Below are 19,189 nucleotides of genomic sequence, written 5' to 3' on the forward strand. Positions count from 1 at the left end.
CTTTTCTATTTACATCATCATTTGCGGATTAATGTCGATTTTTAATGCTAATTTGTCCTTAACATATTGATCATGATAGTAATCGTCTAAATATTGAAGTGCTTTATGAAGTTCAGGCTCCCGTTTGTATTTAACTAAAATTTGGAAACGATATTCGTTATTAATTCTAGATAGTGCTGCGGGTGATGGCCCTAAAACAAGCGCTTGATCTGTTAGGTGTTGTAATAAGATTTTATGAATATGCTTAGAAGCTTCCATTACTTTTTTCATTTCTTTATGTGAAATCGTGAAGTTAATTAAAAAGTAATACGGCGGATATTTTCCTAGTTTGCGATAAGTCATCTCTTGTTGATAAAACGTTAAATAATCATTTTTCTTAACATCTTCAATGGCATAATGTTCTGGATTATACGTTTGAATAATTACTTTACCTTCTTTTTCATGTCGACCTGCACGACCTGCCACTTGTGTTAATAATTGATATGTTCGTTCACTCGCTCTGAAATCAGGTAAATTGAGCATGGTATCTGCATTGAGCACCCCAACAAGAGTGATGTTTGGATAGTCTAGCCCTTTGGCAATCATCTGTGTGCCTAAAAGTATATCACCTTTACCATTTTCAAAATCATTGAGTAACTTTTCATGCGCACCTTTACGTGAAGTCGTATCAACATCCATTCGAATAATTTTGGCCTGTTCAAATTCTTGTTGTAATAACTCTTCAACTCTTTGTGTTCCCGTACCAACTTGTCTAATATGTTCACTCTCACAATTAGGACATCGATTAGGTGGTGTTTCTTGATATCCACAATAGTGACATTTCAGTAGATCTGTCGTCTTATGGTAGGTTAAAGAAATATCACAGTTCGGACATTGTGGTACATGACCACAATCACGACATAACATAAATGAAGCGTAGCCTCTTCGATTTAAGAATAATACAATTTGTTCATTGTTATTTAAACAATGTTGAATCGCATCTCTTAACGTTGATGAGAACATTGAACGGTTGCCTTCAGCGAGCTCTTCGCGCATGTCCACGATATCAATTTCTGGTAATGCTTGATTATTCACTCTATGTGGTAATGCAAGTAATTGATAGACATTTTTTTCAGCACGTGCATACGATTCTAAACTTGGTGTCGCACTGCCTAATATGACTGGACAATGGTGATAACGACTTCTCCATTGAGCAATATCTCTAGCATGATATCTAGGATAATCTTCTTGCTTATATGTAGACTCGTGCTCTTCATCGATGATGATTAATCCTAAGTTTTTAAATGGTGCGAATATACTAGAGCGTGCACCGACACTAACTTGTGCACGTCCATCACGAATTTTTTGCCATTCATCGTAACGTTCTCCATTTGATAAACCTGAATGTAATACAGCAACATCATCACCAAAACGACGTTTGACTCTTAATACCATTTGAGGTGTTAAAGCAATTTCAGGTACAAGCATCATAGCTTGTTTACCTTGATTTAGAGCGGATTCAATTGCTTGTAAATAGACCTCCGTTTTACCAGAACCTGTCACACCATGTAATAAAAAGGTTCTTTCTTCGTTGGCATCTATTTTCTCTTTGATTGCATCAAAAGCGCTTTGTTGGTCATGTGTTAATTGACGCTTATCTTCTTTCTCAAAAATTCGATTCGCAAATGGATCTCTTTCTATTTCAGCATCATATTTTTCCAAGTATCCCTTCTTAATAAGGGTATCTAAACTTGATTTAGAGAATCCCATTTCTTCAATTTCTTTTAAAAAGACATCTCTATGACGTTCATCTAATAAGTACGCATATAAATCATATTGTTTAAGCGCTTTTTCCAAATGATTAAGTATCTCATCCGGATTTCCTATTTCTGTCACTTTAACGGCACGTTGCGTTTTCTTCTTAATATTTTGCGATAAAATTGTTGTTTCTTTTATGATGTCTTGCTTTAGTAAATCATTCAACGCTTCTAAATCATCATTTTTTTGAGCATCTTTATAGAAATAATAACCTTCTTTATTAAATCGCTTTAAAAGTAATTCAGGTATATCATCACCTTTAAGAACCTCAAATGCCTTTTGATATTTAGCTTTTATTGCATTCGGTAACATCACTTCTAAAACAGATATACGTTTTGTTAAATGATAATGACTAAGCCATTCACTGAGTTCAATTAACTCAGGTGTTAGCTCTGGTTTAATATCTTGTATTTCTTTAATTTCCTTTAGCTTACTGATATCAATACCTTCATCAGGTTGACTTTGAATACTCATCACATAGCCTTGTATTGTTCTTGGTCCAAAAGGTACAATCACTCGCACACCTATTTGAACAAATGATTGCAGTCGTTCGGGAATGATATAATCAAACTTAAAGTCGACGCTTTTCGAAGGTATGTCCACAATAACCTTAGCTATCATTATTGCCACCTAGTTTCTAATTCGTCTAAAATATCGTTGGCAATTTCAACTTTTTTGCCTTTCTTAATATTGATCATATCTTGATTTTTAAAATGCATTGTTAATTCATTTTCATCTGAACTAAATCCAATTGAGTGGTCGCCTACATTATTTGAAATAATCACATCTGCATTTTTACGTTTTAATTTATCTTGTGCATACTTTTCAATATTTTGTGTTTCTGCTGCAAACCCTACTAAATATTGATGTGTTTTATGCTCACCAAGATATTTTAGTATGTCTTGTGTTCGTTTGAAATTAACAGTTACATCACCATCTTGTTTTTTCATTTTATGGTCTAGAACTTCTGATGGCGTATAATCTGAGACGGCAGCCGCTTTCACAACAATATCTTGCATATCATATCGTTTAGCGGTTTCCTGAAACATCTCTTCTGCGCTTTCAACATGAATAACTTCAATACCTTCTGGATCTGCCAATTGTGTCGGACCAGTGACCAACGTAACATGTGCACCACGTTTTTTTAACGCATTAGCAATAGCAAATCCCATTTTCCCTGAAGATCGATTAGATACAAATCTAACTGGATCAATAACTTCAATCGTTGGCCCTGCAGTAACTAATGCATGTTTATCATTAAATGAACTTTCCACTTGAATCTCTTGTTGATGGAAATATTGATTGATGACTGAAACTATTTGTAAAGGTTCTTCCATTCGTCCTTTAGCGACATATCCACACGCTAAGTAGCCGTCTCCTGGCTCTATAAATTGATAACCATCAGCTTTGAGCGTTTCTATATTATGTTGCGTGCGCTTATTTTCATACATATGTACATTCATTGCAGGTGCAATAAACGTTTGTGTTTCTGTTGCTAATAACGTTGACGTAATCATATCGTCTGCAATACCCACACTTAACTTCGCAATTGTATTGGCAGTTGCTGGTGCAACAATAATGACATCTGCCCAATCCCCCAATGCCACATGTTGAATTTCTTGCGGGTTTTCTTCTTTAAAAGTATTTGTATATACTGGATTTTTACTTATAGACTGAAAAGCCAATGGTGTTACAAATTCTTGTGCATGATTTGAAAGCATGACACGCACTTCGTAACCAGCTTGAGTAAGTTTACTTGTTAAATCAATTGCTTTATATGCTGCAATACCGCCTGTTACTGCTAATAAAATATGTTTCATTATCTACTTCTCCTTAAAACATTCTCATTTCACTGAATTCATTTCTTTAAATGAGGATATTCACACAATTTATATTCGCATCTATGTTCAAATTTATATTAATTATACACAAATTGTCGCTAATATAAAAAAAACACACCTCATCTACATGATATATCCATCACAAGATTGTAATGAAATATCTTCAAAAAGGTGTGTCATAAAATTAGTATATGATTATCCTAAAAATTCTTGCGGGATAACTGGTGATACTTTGCCATCTGCAATTTCTTCTAATGCTTTACCAACAGGCTTAGCTGAATGATATTCAGTTTCTAAAGCTGTTTCTGGTCTTTCGTCTAATTCACGAGCTCTTTTTGCGGCAGTCGTTGCGATAAGATATTTAGATGTAATCTTACCTGTTAATTGGTTTAATGGTGGATTTAACATTATTTTTTAGCCTCCAGTATCATTTTTCTATATTTAGCTTCTATACGCTCACGTTTAAGGTGCTCAGCTTCGACAATAGACTGAATTTTATGTTTAGCTAATTCTACTTCGTCGTTTACCACTACATAATCGTATAAGTTCATCATTTCTACTTCTTTACGTGCTTCGGCAACACGGCTTTGAATTTTCTCATCTGATTCAGTGCCTCTACCAACTAAACGATCCCTTAAATCATCAAGACTTGGTGGAGCAAGGAAAATAAATAATGCTTCAGGGAATTTCTTTCTTACTTGTTTTGCACCTTCGACTTCAATTTCTAAAAATACATCATGTCCTTGGTCCATAGTATCTCTAACATATTGAACAGGCGTCCCATAGTAATTACCTACATACTCGGCATATTCAATAAATTGATCATCTTTTATTAATGCTTCAAACTCTTCTTTCGTCTTGAAAAAGTAATCTACACCATCAACTTCGCCCTCGCGCATGCTACGAGTTGTCATTGATATAGAGTACTTATACGAAGTGTTTGGATCTTCAAATATTTTTTTTCTAACAGTTCCCTTACCAACACCAGAAGGACCTGAAAGAACAATTAACAATCCTTTTTCATTATCCATGCCTTACGACCTCTCTAAGCTATTCTTCTATTATTTAAATATGATATCATATTGCACTTGAAATTGTATAGAGATACTTTGAGCAGTTATCCTCATTTTTCAAATATTCAATGTTTTGAACACGATGTATGACCATTAGCACAATGCATGTTACAATAATGAGAATGAATAAAATGAAGGTGGCAGATAATTATGGCATATGATGGCCTATTTACAAAAAAGATGGTGACTTCTTTACAAGATTTAGTTACTGGACGAATCCATAAAATCAATCAACCAGAAAATGACACAATCATCATCGTTGTTCGCCAAAATCGTCAAAATCATCAATTACTTTTATCCATACATCCAAGCTTCTCTAGATTACAATTAACGAATAAAAAATATGATAATCCATTTGATCCCCCAATGTTTGCACGTGTCTTTCGTAAGCATTTAGAAGGTGGCATTATTAAATCCATTCGTCAAATTGGTAATGACCGAAGAGTTGAAATCGATGTACAAAGTAAAGATGAAATCGGTGATACGATACACCGTACAGTTATTTTAGAGATTATGGGCAAACACAGTAACTTGATCTTAGTAGATGACGAACGAAAAATTCTCGAAGGTTTTAAACATCTTACACCGAATACAAATCAATACCGTACAGTTATGCCTGGATTTAAATATGAAGCTCCACCTACACAACATAAACTTAACCCTTATGATGTATCAGGTGAAGATGTTTTAAAATATATCGATTTTAATGCAGGTAAAATTGCTAAACAGTTACTTAATACATTTGAAGGTTTTAGTCCTCTAATTACAAATGAAATTGTAAGTCGACGTCAGTTCATGACACCTGACACCTTACCAGAAGCATATGATGAAGTGATGGCTGAAACGCTTGAAGCTCCTACACCTGTATTTCATAAAAATCATCAATCAGGTAAAGAGGATTTCTACTTCATGACATTAAACCAATTTTATGATGATAAGGTTACCTATGAATCACTCAATGAATTACTTGATCGTTATTATGATGCGAGAGGTGAACGTGAACGTGTCAAACAACGTGCTAACGATTTAGTTCGGTTCGTTCAACAACAACTTCATAAATATCAAAATAAATTAAGTAAATTGTTACAAGAATACGAAGGTACTAAAGATAAAGATAACTATCAACTCTATGGCGAATTAATAACCGCTAATATTTATCGTATAAAACAAGGTGATGAATCTGTAACTGTACTTAATTATTACAATAATGAGGAAATCACTATTCCTTTAAATCCAACTAAATCTCCATCAGTGAACGCTCAATATTATTACAGACAGTATAATCGCATGAAGACTCGTGAACATGAGCTCCAGCATCAATTACAATTGACTAAAGAAAATATTGATTACTTTACAAGTATAGAACAACAACTTGAACATATTACTGTCAATGAAATTGATGATATTCGTGATGAATTAGCAGACCAAGGATTTATGAAGCAACGTAAAAATGTTAAGAAGAAGAAAAATGCTAAAATCCAATTACAATCGTATATATCATCAGATGGCGACACTATTTTAGTTGGTAAAAACAACAAACAGAATGATTACCTTACAAATAAAAAAGCACAAAAAAATCATATATGGTTCCATACCAAAGATATACCTGGTTCACACGTAGTCATACTTAACGACTCACCGTCAGAGGAAACGATTAAAGAAGCGGCGATGTTAGCCGGATATTTCTCTAAAGCTGGTAACTCTGGACAAATTCCTGTTGATTATACAGAAATTCGCCATGTGCATAAACCTTCTGGCGCTAAACCTGGATTTGTTACTTATGATAATCAAAAAACATTATATGCTACGCCTGATTACGACCATATACAAAAAATGAAATCTGACAGTTTAAATTAAATAAAGTAAAAGCACTGATTATGCATCATTAAATGCTAAAATCAGTGCTTTTTTATGTTATAGATTAATGTTTTTCTGGTAAAGCCAATTGGAAACTGACACCAAACTTATCTTGTACCCATGCAAATTCTCTATACGGAGGCATTTCTGTTTTAGGCATCAAAATGGCGCCCTCTTTTTTCAGACCGCTAAATAATCTTTCCATTTCCATAGGATCTTTAACAGTGACATAAAGTGACATCGCAGGGTTCATAGGTAATTCTTCACCATTGTTCGCATCAATAGCCATAAAAACTTGGCCATTGAGTGTAAATATTGAATGTTGGACGGTACCTGGTGTGCCTGGTCCATCTTCATCGTATTTAACCATTGTTATAATTTCACTGTCTTCAAATAAACTTGTATATAAATTGATAGCTTCTTCAGCTTGATCATTAAACATTAAAAATGTTGTTATTTTTGGTATTTCCATTTTAATCCCCCTAAAGGTATGTTTATTTTTCTTTAGTATAGTTTAACATGTGTAACGATTATTTTCTGTTATAGACCTTTTAAATCAGTGAATTCATAAAACTTTTTCAGCATATAAGTTGATAAATTTTGACTTATTATCATGAACAGTTAAAATTAAACTAAGTGAAAAGGAGGCCATAACATGACACATGTACTTATACCTTTATTAATATTAGTAATTGTTCTACTCATTGGATGGCTATTAACTAAAATATTCATTCGTTAATACAATATAGAGCGGTGTCCAATCTTTGTTTAAACACATTGACTGTACACCGCTCAACTATTATTATCACTTATTAACATGTAAATTCTCTAGAGCCTACTTACAACTCGCCTTTAACACGTAGGTTTTGCTTTGCTTTTTTAAATATATCACTTGAATGCACAAACGCATCTCGGCTCATCTCTTTCTGAAATTGAACCATCGTTGATTCATTAGTCTGAGCATCGGTGTATACATTTTCACGATAGTCCTCTTCTCTACTTAAAAATGCATTACAATGTTTTAAGGATGTATACAAATTATTATTATTGTTTTGTTTTTTCATGGTCATCCCACCTATGCTCTTATCTTATGATAAGTTATCTCTCCATTCAACTAATGTCTTAATATCATCTTCAGAAATTTCTCCTTGCTCTTTAGCAACGTCAATTAACTCATTATAATTACTTAATGTATAGAAAGGTATCTTCGCTTCATTAAATGTTTCATCAGCTTTGGCTAATCCATAAGTAAAGATAGCTACAACACCTAATACATCTGCACCACTTTCTTTTAATGCATCTACTGCAGTTATTGAAGAACCGCCAGTTGAAATTAAGTCTTCTATAACTACGACTTTCTTACCTTCACTTTTCGCACCTTCGATTTGATTTTGCTTACCATGACTTTTACTTTTTGAACGTACATAGTTCATAGGTGATTCCATTTTTTCTGAAATATATGCAGCGTGTGGAATCCCTGCTGTCGCAGTTCCTGATATCACTTCTACATCTTCGAATTTTTCGTTAATTAATTTGATTAAACCATCTCTAATCGCATTACGTACGAGTGGATAACCTAATGTAACACGATTATCACAATAGATAGGTGATTTAATTCCTGAACTCCATGTAAATAAATCATTGGGTGAAAGTGATACTGCCTTAATATCTAATAATGCCTTTGCAATTTCTTTAGCCATTTAACCTAACCAACTTTCTTTAATAATTTGATAACTTTTAACTGGATCATCACTCTGTGTTATAGGTCGTCCAACGACAATATGTGTTGAACCTAATTGTTTTGCTTGCTCGGGAGTTGTAATACGCTTTTGGTCGTTTTGAGCGGCACCTTCTGGTCTAATACCTGGTGTAACCTTCATAAAATCTTTACCTAGTTGAGCAGTTATTAACTCCGCTTCAAGTGGTGAACATACCACACCATCTAAACCAGCTTGTTGACTTAACTTAGCATAGTTTAATACAGCCTCTTCAATTGTCGTTTGAATGTTTTGTTCTTCGTGTAACTGTGTCTCTGTAGTTGATGTTAACTGAGTCACTGCAATGATTCTGGTATGTTTATTATGTTGACGTAATCCTTTAATAGCCGCTTCCATCATTGTCTTACCACCAGCTGCATGCACATTGACTAAATCCACATCTAGCTTCGCTAAACCTTCCATGGCTTTACTCACAGTGTTTGGAATATCATGTAATTTTAAATCCAAGAAAATACTATGTCCTCTATCTTTAATAGATTTAATCAGTTCAGGTCCGGTTTGATAGAATAATTCCATACCAACTTTAACAAATAATGGTTCATCGAATTGATCTAAAAATGCATTTACTTTATCAGCTGATTCAAAATCTAATGCAATAATTGGTAATTGTTTCATCGTGTAACTCCTTATATTGAAAGTTCTTCAACCATAGCTAAAAACTATGAATTGAAGAACTTATCTTAAAATAAATGTAGACTTTAGCTTATTTAATTGAACTTGTTTTACATATTTCTCATTGTAAATGTCATACTCTCTATAACATTTGTTAATGCACTTGCAGTATCAAGTGATGTAAGACATGGGATACCATTTTCTACCGTAGTACGACGAATTTGGAAGCCATCTCTTTCCACTTCTTTACCTTTTGTCATTGTGTTGATCACGATTTGTACATCACCATTTTGAATACGAGTGAGTAAATCATTTTCACCACCGATTTTGCCTACAACTTCTACTGGAATATCATTTTGATTTAATTTTTCAGCAGTACCTTTAGTGGCTAAAATCTTATAACCGACTTCATTAAGACGATGCGCAATTTTAACAATTTCTTCTTTATCTTTATCACTTACAGTCATCAATACAGTTCCATGATCTTTAACTTCAAATCCACTACCTGTTAACCCTTTGTATAGCGCTTTTTCTAATGTTTGATCTTTACCCATTACTTCACCAGTTGATTTCATCTCAGGTCCTAAAGTGATATCAACATTTTTCAATTTATTAAAGCTGAATACTGGTGCTTTAACAAATACCCCTTCTGAATACGGTTGAATACCTTCTTTATAACCAAGTGAAGATAATTTTGTACCCATAATGGCTTGCATTGCGAGTTGAGCCATTTGAATATCAGTGATTTTACTTAAGAATGGTACAGTACGACTTGAACGAGGGTTTACTTCTAAAACATAAACACCGTCATGTGCAATCACAAACTGAATGTTAATTAATCCAACGATATTCAAGCCTTTCGCTAGTCGAATCGTATAATCTTCTAATGTCTCAATTTCTTCTTGAGATAATGTTTGAGGTGGATATACTGCGATAGAATCACCACTATGGACACCTGCACGTTCAATATGTTCCATAATACCTGGAATAATTACTGTTTCACCATCTGAGATAGCATCGACTTCGATTTCTTTACCAGTTAAGTATCTATCAACTAACACTGGATGTTCTGGGCTAGCTTTAACTGCTTGTGTCATATAGTTTTCTAATTCTTTATCATTATCAACAATTTCCATTGCACGACCACCAAGTACATATGAAGGTCTTACAACAACTGGGTAACCAATATTACGTGCATTTTCTAATGCTTCTTTTGGTGAAGTCGCAGTTTTACCTTGAGGTTGTGGTACGTCAATTGTATGCAATAACGCTTCAAATTCTTTTCTATCTTCAGCTCTGTTTAAATCTTCTAAAGATGTTCCTAGAATTTGCACGCCATGTTTAGCTAATTTATCTGCTAAATTAATAGCTGTTTGTCCTCCAAATTGTACAACGACACCTTTTGGTTGTTCTAGATTAATGATACTCATCACATCTTCTTCAGTAAGAGGTTCAAAGTATAATTTATCTGAAATAGAGAAGTCAGTTGATACTGTTTCTGGGTTATTATTGACAATAATTGCTTCATATCCAGCATTTTGAATTGCCCACACAGCATGTACTGTTGCATAGTCAAATTCAACCCCTTGCCCTATACGAATAGGACCTGAACCTAAAACTAAAATTTTCTCTTTGTCTGTAACAATGGATTCATTTTCAGTTTCATAGGTACCATAATAATATGGTGTTGTTGATTCGAATTCAGCCGCACATGTATCTACCATTTTGTATACTGGCGTAATATTGTTGTTAATTCTCAATTGATAGACGTCTTCTTCTGTCATATCAAATCGATGAGCAATGACTTTGTCACTGAAACCATAATCTTTAGCATATTTAAGATATTCTAAATCGCCTTGATGTGCTTTTAATTCATGTTCAATATTAATAATATTCTGGAATTTATTTAAGAAGAAATAGTCAATTTTAGTCATATTATGAATTTCTTCTAGTGTTGTACCACGACGAATGGCTTCACCGATGAAGAATAATCTTTCGTCATCCTGATGACTAATTCTTTCTTTAATGTAATCTAAATCAAAACTTTCTCCATTTGGTAATCCTAAGTGATGCACACCATATTCTAATGAACGAATTGCTTTGAGTAATGATTCTTCGTAGGTACGGCCGATTGCCATTACTTCACCTGTTGCTTTCATTTGTGTGCCTAATTCGCGTTCACCTTTTTCAAATTTATCAAATGGGAAACGTGGAATTTTAGAGATTACATAATCCAATGTCGGTTCAAATGCTGCATATGAAGTACCTGTAATTGGATTTAACATTTCATCTAATGTTAATCCAACAGCAATCTTTGCAGCTAGTTTGGCAATTGGATAACCTGTTGCTTTAGATGCTAATGCTGATGAACGAGATACACGTGGATTGACTTCAATAATATAGTAATTAAATGAATCTGGATCTAACGCTAACTGAACATTACATCCACCTTCGATGCCTAAAGCTCGAATAACTTTTAATGAAACGTCTCTTAGCATTTGGTATTCCACGTCTGATAATGTTTGACTTGGTGCAACCACAATGGAATCACCTGTATGGATACCCACTGGGTCAATGTTTTCCATATTACATACTACAATGGCATTATCATTTTTATCACGCATAACTTCATATTCAATTTCTTTAAAACCTGCAATTGATTTTTCAATTAAACATTGTGTAGCTGGACTATAATGTAAACCATTTGTTACAACTTCTTTTAAATCATCATCGTTATAGCAAATACCGCCACCTGTACCACCCATTGTAAAGGCTGGTCGAACGATTAATGGATAACCCACTTCTTCTTTAAATTTAAAAGCTTGTTCAACTGTATTTACAATATCACTTTCTGGTACAGGAACATCTAAATCATTCATCAATGTTCTAAATAGTTCACGGTCTTCAGCTTGTTGAATTGATTCTAATTCAGTTCCCAGTAGTTTCACATTATTAGCAGCTAATACACCACTGTCATGTAACTGAATTGCCATATTTAAACCTGTTTGACCACCTAAAGTTGGTAACAAAGCATCAGGTTGTTCTTTACGAATGATACGTGCGATAAAATCATGTGTTAAAGGTTCAATATATACTTTATCTGCAATTTCTTTATCAGTCATAATTGTAGCTGGGTTAGAGTTAACCAAGATCACTCTATACCCTTCTTCTTTAAGTGCAAGACAGGCTTGAGTTCCTGCATAATCAAATTCCGCAGCTTGGCCAATAATAATTGGGCCCGATCCTACTACTAAAATTGTTTGAATATCGTTACGCTTAGGCATTTACATTACGCTCCTTTTCGATGAACTCATTCATCATAGTAATAAACTCGTCAAATAAATAATTAGAATCACTTGGACCTGGTCTTGCTTCTGGATGATACTGAACTGAAAAGGCAGGTAACGTTTTATGTCTTAAGCCTTCAACAGTACCATCATTTAATGCAATATGAGTGACTTCTAAGTCTGTATTTTCTAATGAATCTCGGTCAATTGAATAACCGTGGTTTTGACTTGTAATGTCGACTTTACCTGTTCTTAAGTTTTTAACAGGGTGGTTGGCACCTCTATGTCCAAACTTCATTTTGAATGATGTAGCACCTTGAGATAAAGCAAATAATTGGTGGCCTAGGCAAATACCAAAGAATGGAATTTTGCCAAGAATACCGTTAATCATTTTCACAGCAACATCAATTTCTTCTGGATCTCCAGGACCATTAGATAGCATTACACCGTCTGGAGACATTTTGATGATTTCTTCTGCAGATGTGTTATAAGGTACAACAGTCACATTACAACCACGCATGTTTAACTCTCGAACGATATTTTGTTTTTTACCAAAGTCGAGTAAGACAACACTTAAATCTGAACCTGTAGAAACATAAGGTGTTTTTGTAGAAACTGTCGATACTTCATCTCTAGGTAATTCAGTCGTTTTTAAATGTTGGACTAAGCTTTCAATGTCAGCTTTGTTATCTGTGAATCCGGCTCTTAATACACCGTGTTGACGAATCTTACGGGTAATACTTCTTGTATCTACCCCTGAGATACCTGGTATTTGGTATTGTACTAATACTTCGTGTAAAGTCTTTTGATTACGAAAATTACTAGGATGTGTACTTGCTTCTTTCACAACAACACCATTCAATGTTGGAGTTAAAGATTCAAAATCATCTCTATTGATACCGTAATTTCCAATTAATGGGTACGTAAATGTAATAATTTGACCCGTATATGATGGATCCGAAATCGTTTCTTGATAACCTGTCATAGCTGTATTAAATACAATTTCGCCAATTGAAAGTTCATCTGAACCTAATTGATACCCTTCATAATAAGAGCCGTCTTCAAATACTAGATAACGTTTTGAAAGCATCTATTTTTCCTCCTTAAATACTACTTCACCTTTAACCATTGTTAATACCGGATGTCCGAATACTTTTTCACCAATAAATGGTGTGTTGTCAGCTTTAGATAAGAAATCTTCACTTTTAATTTCTTTTTCATTTTCTAAATCAATAATTGTGATGTCTGCGTAACTATCTTTATGCAACTTACCATAATTAAGATTAAAGATAGTTGCTGGTTTAATTGTTAAGTAATCGATTAATTGTTTTAATGACCAATTACCATTTCTAACAAAGTGCGTATATAATAATGGGAATGCAGTTTCACTACCTACAATACCGAATGGTGCTTTTGTCATTGGTTGTTCTTTTTCTTCTTTCGCATGAGGTGCATGATCAGTTGCGATACAATCAATTGTTCCATCTAATAAACCTTCTAATAATGCATCACGATCTTCTGTACTTCTTAATGGTGGATTCATTTTGTAATTTGCATCATCACCTGGCACATCATTTTCAGTTAATAATAAGTGATGAGGTGTTACTTCTGCAGTTACATGAATGCCTGCTTTTTTAGCGTCACGAATGACACGAACACTTTCTTTAGTAGAAACGTGACATACATGGTAATGACAACCTGTCGCTTCTGCTAATAGAACGTCTCGGGCAATTTGAACTGATTCACATACATTTGGGATACCTGGAATACCTAATTCCTCACTACGTTTACCTTTGTGCATAGCACCACCGTATATTAAACTATTATCTTCACAATGTGCTACGATAGGTTTTTTCACTTTTGCAGCTTGTTTCATAGCAGCATACATCATACTTGCTTGTTGTACACCAACGCCATCATCAGTAAAGGCAAACACACCTTCATCTGCTAAAGCTTGGAAATCTACTAACTCTTTACCTGCTTGTCTAGTTGTAATAGAAGCGTATGGTAAGACACGAATTTGTGCTGAATCTTTGATTTTTTCTCTTAACGCTCTTATATTTTCCACTGAATCTGGTACTGGTCTTGTATTTGGCATTGGACAAATAGTTGTAAAACCACCTCTTGCAGCTGCTTTCGTACCAGTTTCAATTGTTTCTTTATGTTCTCCACCTGGTTCACGTAAATGTACATGAACATCTACAAATCCAGGCGCGATTAAATTTCCTTTAGCATCTATAACTTCAATATTTTCAGATGAAGAATCAATTTTACTGCTAATCGTTTTAATTCTTTTACCGTCAATAAGAATATCCGTATTTTTTAATTTTCCATTTTTTATAATTTTACCGTTCTTAATTAGTTTCATGATTTAAATACCCCTTCCTTATTTTAAAAGCTCATCAATGACTGCCATTCTTAAATACATGCCATTTTCCATTTGTTTAAAGATGCGTGATTGAGGTGCCTCTACTAGGTCACTTTCAATTTCAACACCTCTATTGACTGGAGCTGGATGCATGACAATAGCTTCTTTCTTTAATTTATCATATCTTTCCTTAGTTAACCCATATTGTTGATGATAATTTTCAGCTTCAAAGTTAGCTTTTCCTGTAATGCCGTGTCTTTCGTGCTGAACTCTAAGTAACATCACAATATCAACTTTTTCAATCACATCATCAATGTTAACGTATGATGCTTCTATTGTATCATCTACCCATTCATCAGGACTCGCGAACATGACATTTGCACCTAAAGCTTTTAAACTATGGAAATTACTTCTAGCAACACGTGAATTTTTAATATCACCACAAATTAATACGTTTAAACCTTCGAATTTTCCATATTCTTCATAAATAGTCATTAAATCAAGTAGGCTTTGAGTCGGGTGTTGTCCACTACCATCACCACCATTGGCAATAGGTATATTTAGTCCTTCCAAATCGTCATAATATGCATTTTGAGAGTGTCTGATTACTAACAAGTTTACACCAATACTTTCTAATGTCTTACAAGTATCATATAGTGATTCTCCTTTTTGTACAGACGACGTACTCGTTTCAAAATTAACTAAATTCAATCCTAGTTTTTGTTCGGCAACTTCAAAACTACATTTTGTTCTTGTTGAATTTTCAAAGAACAAATTAGCTACAAAATGATTTTTGTATTGTGGTACATTAACTTCTCCAGATTTAAACTGACTTGCTTTTTTGACTAAGCTATAAATTTCATCGTTTGATAAATCTTCCATTGATAATAAATGTTCCATTGTTTGCCTCCTCAGAATATCTAACTATTTTTTAGGTAAGATTAAATTTAAGATAATGCCTGATAAAGCTGATAATGCCATTCCTTCAAGTTGTAAGTTAACGCCGATACCTTTTAAATTGATTAATAAATTTCCTATTCCAATAACTAAGATGACTGATGCAATCACTAAGTTTCTATTGTTAGCAAAATCAACGTTGCTTTCTACAATCATTCTTAAACCACTTGCTGCGATAATGCCAAATAATAATATTGACACGCCACCCATAACCGGTGTTGGTATGGAAGAAATAAGTGCTGTAAATTTACCAATGAATGCAAGTACGATTGCGATGACTGCAGCACCACCAATGACATAGATACTGTAAATTTTCGTGATCGCTAATACACCAATGTTTTCACCATAAGTTGTACTTGGTGGTCCACCTATAATACTTGCAACCATTGTGGATACACCGTCACCTATGATTGATTTATCTAAACCTGGATCTTTAAAGAAGTTTTTACCTACAATTTTGTTGATTACCATTTGATGTCCGATGTGCTCACTGACAGTTACAAATACAACTGGAATCATGACAAGCACTAATCCTAAATGGAAGGAAGGTACATAATCTTTAAATGGTAAGTAAATATCCGGGAATGCTAACCATTTTGCTTTTGCAATCGGTGCAAATTTAACCAATCCCATAAAGATAGAGACGATATAACCCACTATGATCCCTATTAATACAGGAATTAATGATAAGAATCCTTTGAAGAATCCTTGTACAACGATTGTTACAATCAGCGTAATTAATGCAACGACTAAATAGCTTAAGTTATAACCTTTCATGTCTGCAGAATTTTCATACATTGCCATGTTAACTGCAGTTGGTGCAAGGCTTAATCCAATGACCATAATGACAGGTCCAACTACAACTGGTGGTAATAAGTGCATCAACCAACCTGTCCCACTAAAACGGATTAAGAAACCAATAATGACGTACATTAAACCACTCATGAAGAGTGCGACTAACATGTCTCCTAAACTATGTGTACTTAATCCCGTAATGATTGGTGTGATAAATGCAAAGCTAGATCCCAAATATGCTGGAATTTTAGCTTTGGTAATAAGTATGTATAACAAAGTTCCAATTCCTGATGCTAATAATGCTGCTGAAATAGGCAGTCCGGTTAAAAATGGTACAAGTACTGTCGATCCAAACATTGCAAATAAGTGTTGCAAGCTTAAAAACGCCCACTGTGCTGGCTTTGGTTTGTCTTGTACATCTAATACTGGTTGTACCGTTCTTTCAAACATTTGTTCATTTTCCATGGTGATTCATTTCCTTTCATAAAAAAATCTCTTTACATACAGTTATGCAAAGAGACTAAAGCGAATGATATGAAGTATTTAAGCTATTTAAATACAGTAGTTAACATAATAATTCTATTGTAACTACTTTGCTCATATATTCATTTCACCTTTTTCAGTCTCTCGTACTGCTTTAAAAGGGATATTATTCTATTATAACTGCATTAGTTGAATCCTTTTCAGTTAAGTATACTTTAACGGATTCATCGCGTGCAGTTGGTATATTTTTTCCTACAAAATCTGCGCGAATTGGAAGCTCTCTGTGGCCTCGATCAACTAGCGTAGCTAATCCAATTTTAATTGGTCTCTCATGTAATAAGATGGCATCTAATGACGCTCTAACCGTTCTTCCAGTGTATAAGACGTCATCAATGATAATAACAACTTTTCCTGTAATATCTACATCTATTTCAAAAGCTTTGTCGAATGATTGCTTCGAAACATGATCGATATCATCACGGAATTGTGTAATATCAATTGTGCCTGTTGGTAGAAGTTGTTGCTCTATCATATTTATTTTTTCTTGAATACGATAAGCTAAATATGCACCACGTGTTTTAATGCCTAGTAATACCAAATTCTCAGTACCTTTGTTATACTCTAATATTTCATGTGCAATTCGAGTAACTGTACGTTGAATTGCTGCTTCATCCATTATGATACGTTCAGACATTGTCTCACCTCTATCTCTTATTCATATCAAAAAAACCTCACGTCTTTAACAAAGACATGAGGTTGATATATAGATAATGCGTGATATCAATTTAGCCCTAGTGTAACTAAACAATATTCCACACATATTCTTAACTGTTTGTTATGCAATCATTCAATGATTGATCGTTAGTTATCATCTCATTAAATTAATAACAATCATGTATATCAGTATCATTTTCATGTCTTTGAAGCCTCTCTGGACTTATCTTTAAAGACTACTTTTATATTTAAACTGTTATTAGTTTAATCCTAAAGTTGCAAATAGTCAACGTCTTTTCTAAGAAAATACTTGATTGATTAACATTTTTTAAATGTTTACTATATTATGTCATTTGCATCGCTAGCGGTATTTTATTTAATCACAGACTTGGTACGTTTTTTTTATATTTTTATAATACAAAAGCATAACTAAAATATTTGCAATTGCGATACTGATAATCATTACATCTTGATAACCATTAAAAAACATACTAATGATAAATGATAAAACCAACAGTATTGCGCCGATTATAATATAATTGATGTTTTTAAGTTCTTTATGAAAATATGTCGTATTAATCCAAACACCAATATAAAATAATAAAATACTACCATGCATCATACAGATTTCAAACTTTGAACTTAACTGATGAGAATCACTAAAAATAACAGCAGCATTTAAAATACCTAATGCGATATTAATTAATAAGTGTGTATAAACGAGTTGGAAACCAATGGTCGTTTGATGTAAATTAATATGACTTTCAGTCACTAACCAATATGTTCCGAATAAACTTACAACGATTAAAAATTGAAATATATAAATATAATTGAAATGCTCAATACTAAATATAGATGTTAAACCAACTAAAACCTCACCAAATATAATAATCGTCAACAACGAGAATCTTTCAACTAAATGTGATAAATTCACAGGTGATTGATATAAATATTTTCGGTATGGAATCAAGCCTGTTGAAGCAATAAATAATCCTAAAAACCCTGGAATATAATGAATACTTTTTGGTAATACAAGAGATACTAATGAAAGGATTGCAACGATTAATGCAACAATTGCAAATGCCTGACACGTTTTATAATCAGATTTATGCTTTGTTTTATTTAAATGCAAACTATATTGAATACTTATACTCAAATATAGAATTCCAATACATAGAAAGAATGGAAAGAATGTCTTTTCGAAATCAGGATATAAACTATTTGATAAAAATACTAATACAAACAAGTTAAACATCATAAATATGACATCTTTAGTTGTCGTTTCTCCAAATCTATTTGTATAAAATGTTTGATGCGACCATAATATCCATAAAAACACACTCATAATGATATACTTTAAAAATAATTCAGATGATATGGTCCCCCCATGTACATTTAAAATGACATGTGCCATCTTCTGCATTGCATAAACAAATATTAAATCAAAAAATAATTCATGAAATCCCGCACTTTTCTCTTGTAAATGTCGAGGTTGATACGATGTTTCCATTTAGTTTGTTCCTACTTTCACTTTGTTTTCAACATATCATAGCATATTACATGTTATGTTCATATATTTTATTCTATAGAACCTATAACTCATTTTATAATTACTCTATAAATGAAC

The 19,189-nt window shown here is 33.4% G+C and carries 16 protein-coding genes; 1 reads left to right on the plus strand and 15 read right to left on the minus strand.

Annotated features, from left to right (window positions below):
- Positions 1-9: 9 nt before the first annotated feature.
- From priA to gmk, 4 genes are all read right to left on the minus strand, one after another.
- Positions 10-2,418: a primosomal protein N' gene (gene priA / locus ssp1_RS07840; RefSeq protein ID WP_118828176.1), complete on the minus strand. Its 2,409-nt coding sequence runs from the start codon at positions 2,416-2,418 to the stop codon at positions 10-12.
- Entirely contained in the window at positions 2,418-3,617 is a 1,200-nt protein-coding gene (gene coaBC, locus ssp1_RS07845) for a bifunctional phosphopantothenoylcysteine decarboxylase/phosphopantothenate--cysteine ligase CoaBC (protein WP_075779029.1), read from the minus strand. The genes priA and coaBC overlap by 1 nt, the downstream gene beginning before the upstream one ends.
- Before the next feature lie 216 nt (positions 3,618-3,833).
- Complete coding sequence (gene rpoZ, locus ssp1_RS07850) at positions 3,834-4,046, minus strand: DNA-directed RNA polymerase subunit omega (RefSeq protein WP_002450598.1); 213 nt, start codon at positions 4,044-4,046, stop codon at positions 3,834-3,836.
- Positions 4,046-4,669, minus strand: coding sequence for a guanylate kinase (gene gmk, locus ssp1_RS07855; protein WP_002450599.1), 624 nt, complete (start codon positions 4,667-4,669; stop codon positions 4,046-4,048). The genes rpoZ and gmk overlap by 1 nt, the downstream gene beginning before the upstream one ends.
- Positions 4,670-4,861: 192 nt before the next feature.
- Between gmk and ssp1_RS07860 the strand changes: the two genes are divergently transcribed.
- A complete protein-coding gene (locus ssp1_RS07860) occupies positions 4,862-6,568 on the plus strand; it encodes an Rqc2 family fibronectin-binding protein (protein ID WP_075779028.1) in 1,707 nt (568 codons plus the stop codon).
- A 64-nt stretch (positions 6,569-6,632) separates the two neighbouring features.
- Here the strand turns inward: ssp1_RS07860 and ssp1_RS07865 are convergent, their stop codons facing one another.
- The 11 genes from ssp1_RS07865 to ssp1_RS07915 all read right to left on the minus strand — a co-directional run bounded on the left by ssp1_RS07865 (position 6,633) and on the right by ssp1_RS07915 (position 19,072).
- Positions 6,633-7,040 (minus strand): VOC family protein, encoded by a 408-nt coding sequence (locus tag ssp1_RS07865; protein ID WP_002450601.1) that lies wholly within the window; start codon positions 7,038-7,040, stop codon positions 6,633-6,635.
- 367 nt (positions 7,041-7,407) lie between these two features.
- The gene (locus ssp1_RS07870) at positions 7,408-7,632 is read right to left on the minus strand and encodes a hypothetical protein (protein WP_002450602.1); all 225 of its coding nucleotides are present in this window, start codon (positions 7,630-7,632) and stop codon (positions 7,408-7,410) included.
- Positions 7,633-7,656: 24 nt separating this feature from the next.
- The gene (gene pyrE, locus ssp1_RS07875) at positions 7,657-8,268 is read right to left on the minus strand and encodes an orotate phosphoribosyltransferase (protein ID WP_118828177.1); all 612 of its coding nucleotides are present in this window, start codon (positions 8,266-8,268) and stop codon (positions 7,657-7,659) included.
- Positions 8,269-8,961 carry an orotidine-5'-phosphate decarboxylase gene (pyrF, locus tag ssp1_RS07880; protein WP_002450604.1) on the minus strand — a complete coding sequence of 231 codons (693 nt, stop codon included), beginning with the start codon at positions 8,959-8,961 and terminating at the stop codon, positions 8,269-8,271.
- A gap of 107 nt (positions 8,962-9,068) precedes the next feature.
- Complete coding sequence (carB, locus tag ssp1_RS07885; RefSeq protein WP_002450605.1) at positions 9,069-12,242, minus strand: carbamoyl-phosphate synthase large subunit; 3,174 nt, start codon at positions 12,240-12,242, stop codon at positions 9,069-9,071.
- Entirely contained in the window at positions 12,235-13,335 is a 1,101-nt protein-coding gene (locus tag ssp1_RS07890) for a carbamoyl phosphate synthase small subunit (RefSeq protein WP_049425266.1), read from the minus strand. The genes carB and ssp1_RS07890 overlap by 8 nt, the downstream gene beginning before the upstream one ends.
- Positions 13,336-14,613 carry a dihydroorotase gene (locus ssp1_RS07895; RefSeq protein ID WP_049425267.1) on the minus strand — a complete coding sequence of 426 codons (1,278 nt, stop codon included), beginning with the start codon at positions 14,611-14,613 and terminating at the stop codon, positions 13,336-13,338.
- Positions 14,614-14,631: 18 nt separating this feature from the next.
- Positions 14,632-15,513, minus strand: a complete 882-nt coding sequence (locus tag ssp1_RS07900; protein WP_075779024.1) for an aspartate carbamoyltransferase catalytic subunit — start codon at positions 15,511-15,513, stop codon at positions 14,632-14,634.
- Between the two features lie 24 nt (positions 15,514-15,537).
- Complete coding sequence (locus ssp1_RS07905) at positions 15,538-16,830, minus strand: uracil-xanthine permease family protein (protein ID WP_002450609.1); 1,293 nt, start codon at positions 16,828-16,830, stop codon at positions 15,538-15,540.
- A 184-nt stretch (positions 16,831-17,014) separates the two neighbouring features.
- Positions 17,015-17,542 carry a bifunctional pyr operon transcriptional regulator/uracil phosphoribosyltransferase PyrR gene (gene pyrR / locus ssp1_RS07910; RefSeq protein WP_118828178.1) on the minus strand — a complete coding sequence of 176 codons (528 nt, stop codon included), beginning with the start codon at positions 17,540-17,542 and terminating at the stop codon, positions 17,015-17,017.
- A 396-nt stretch (positions 17,543-17,938) separates the two neighbouring features.
- Positions 17,939-19,072 (minus strand): low temperature requirement protein A, encoded by a 1,134-nt coding sequence (locus ssp1_RS07915; protein ID WP_118828179.1) that lies wholly within the window; start codon positions 19,070-19,072, stop codon positions 17,939-17,941.
- Between the last annotated feature and the right edge of the window lie 117 nt (positions 19,073-19,189).

It is taken from the genome of Staphylococcus sp. M0911, from assembly GCF_003491325.1.
GTDB classification, from domain to species: domain Bacteria; phylum Bacillota; class Bacilli; order Staphylococcales; family Staphylococcaceae; genus Staphylococcus; species Staphylococcus warneri_A.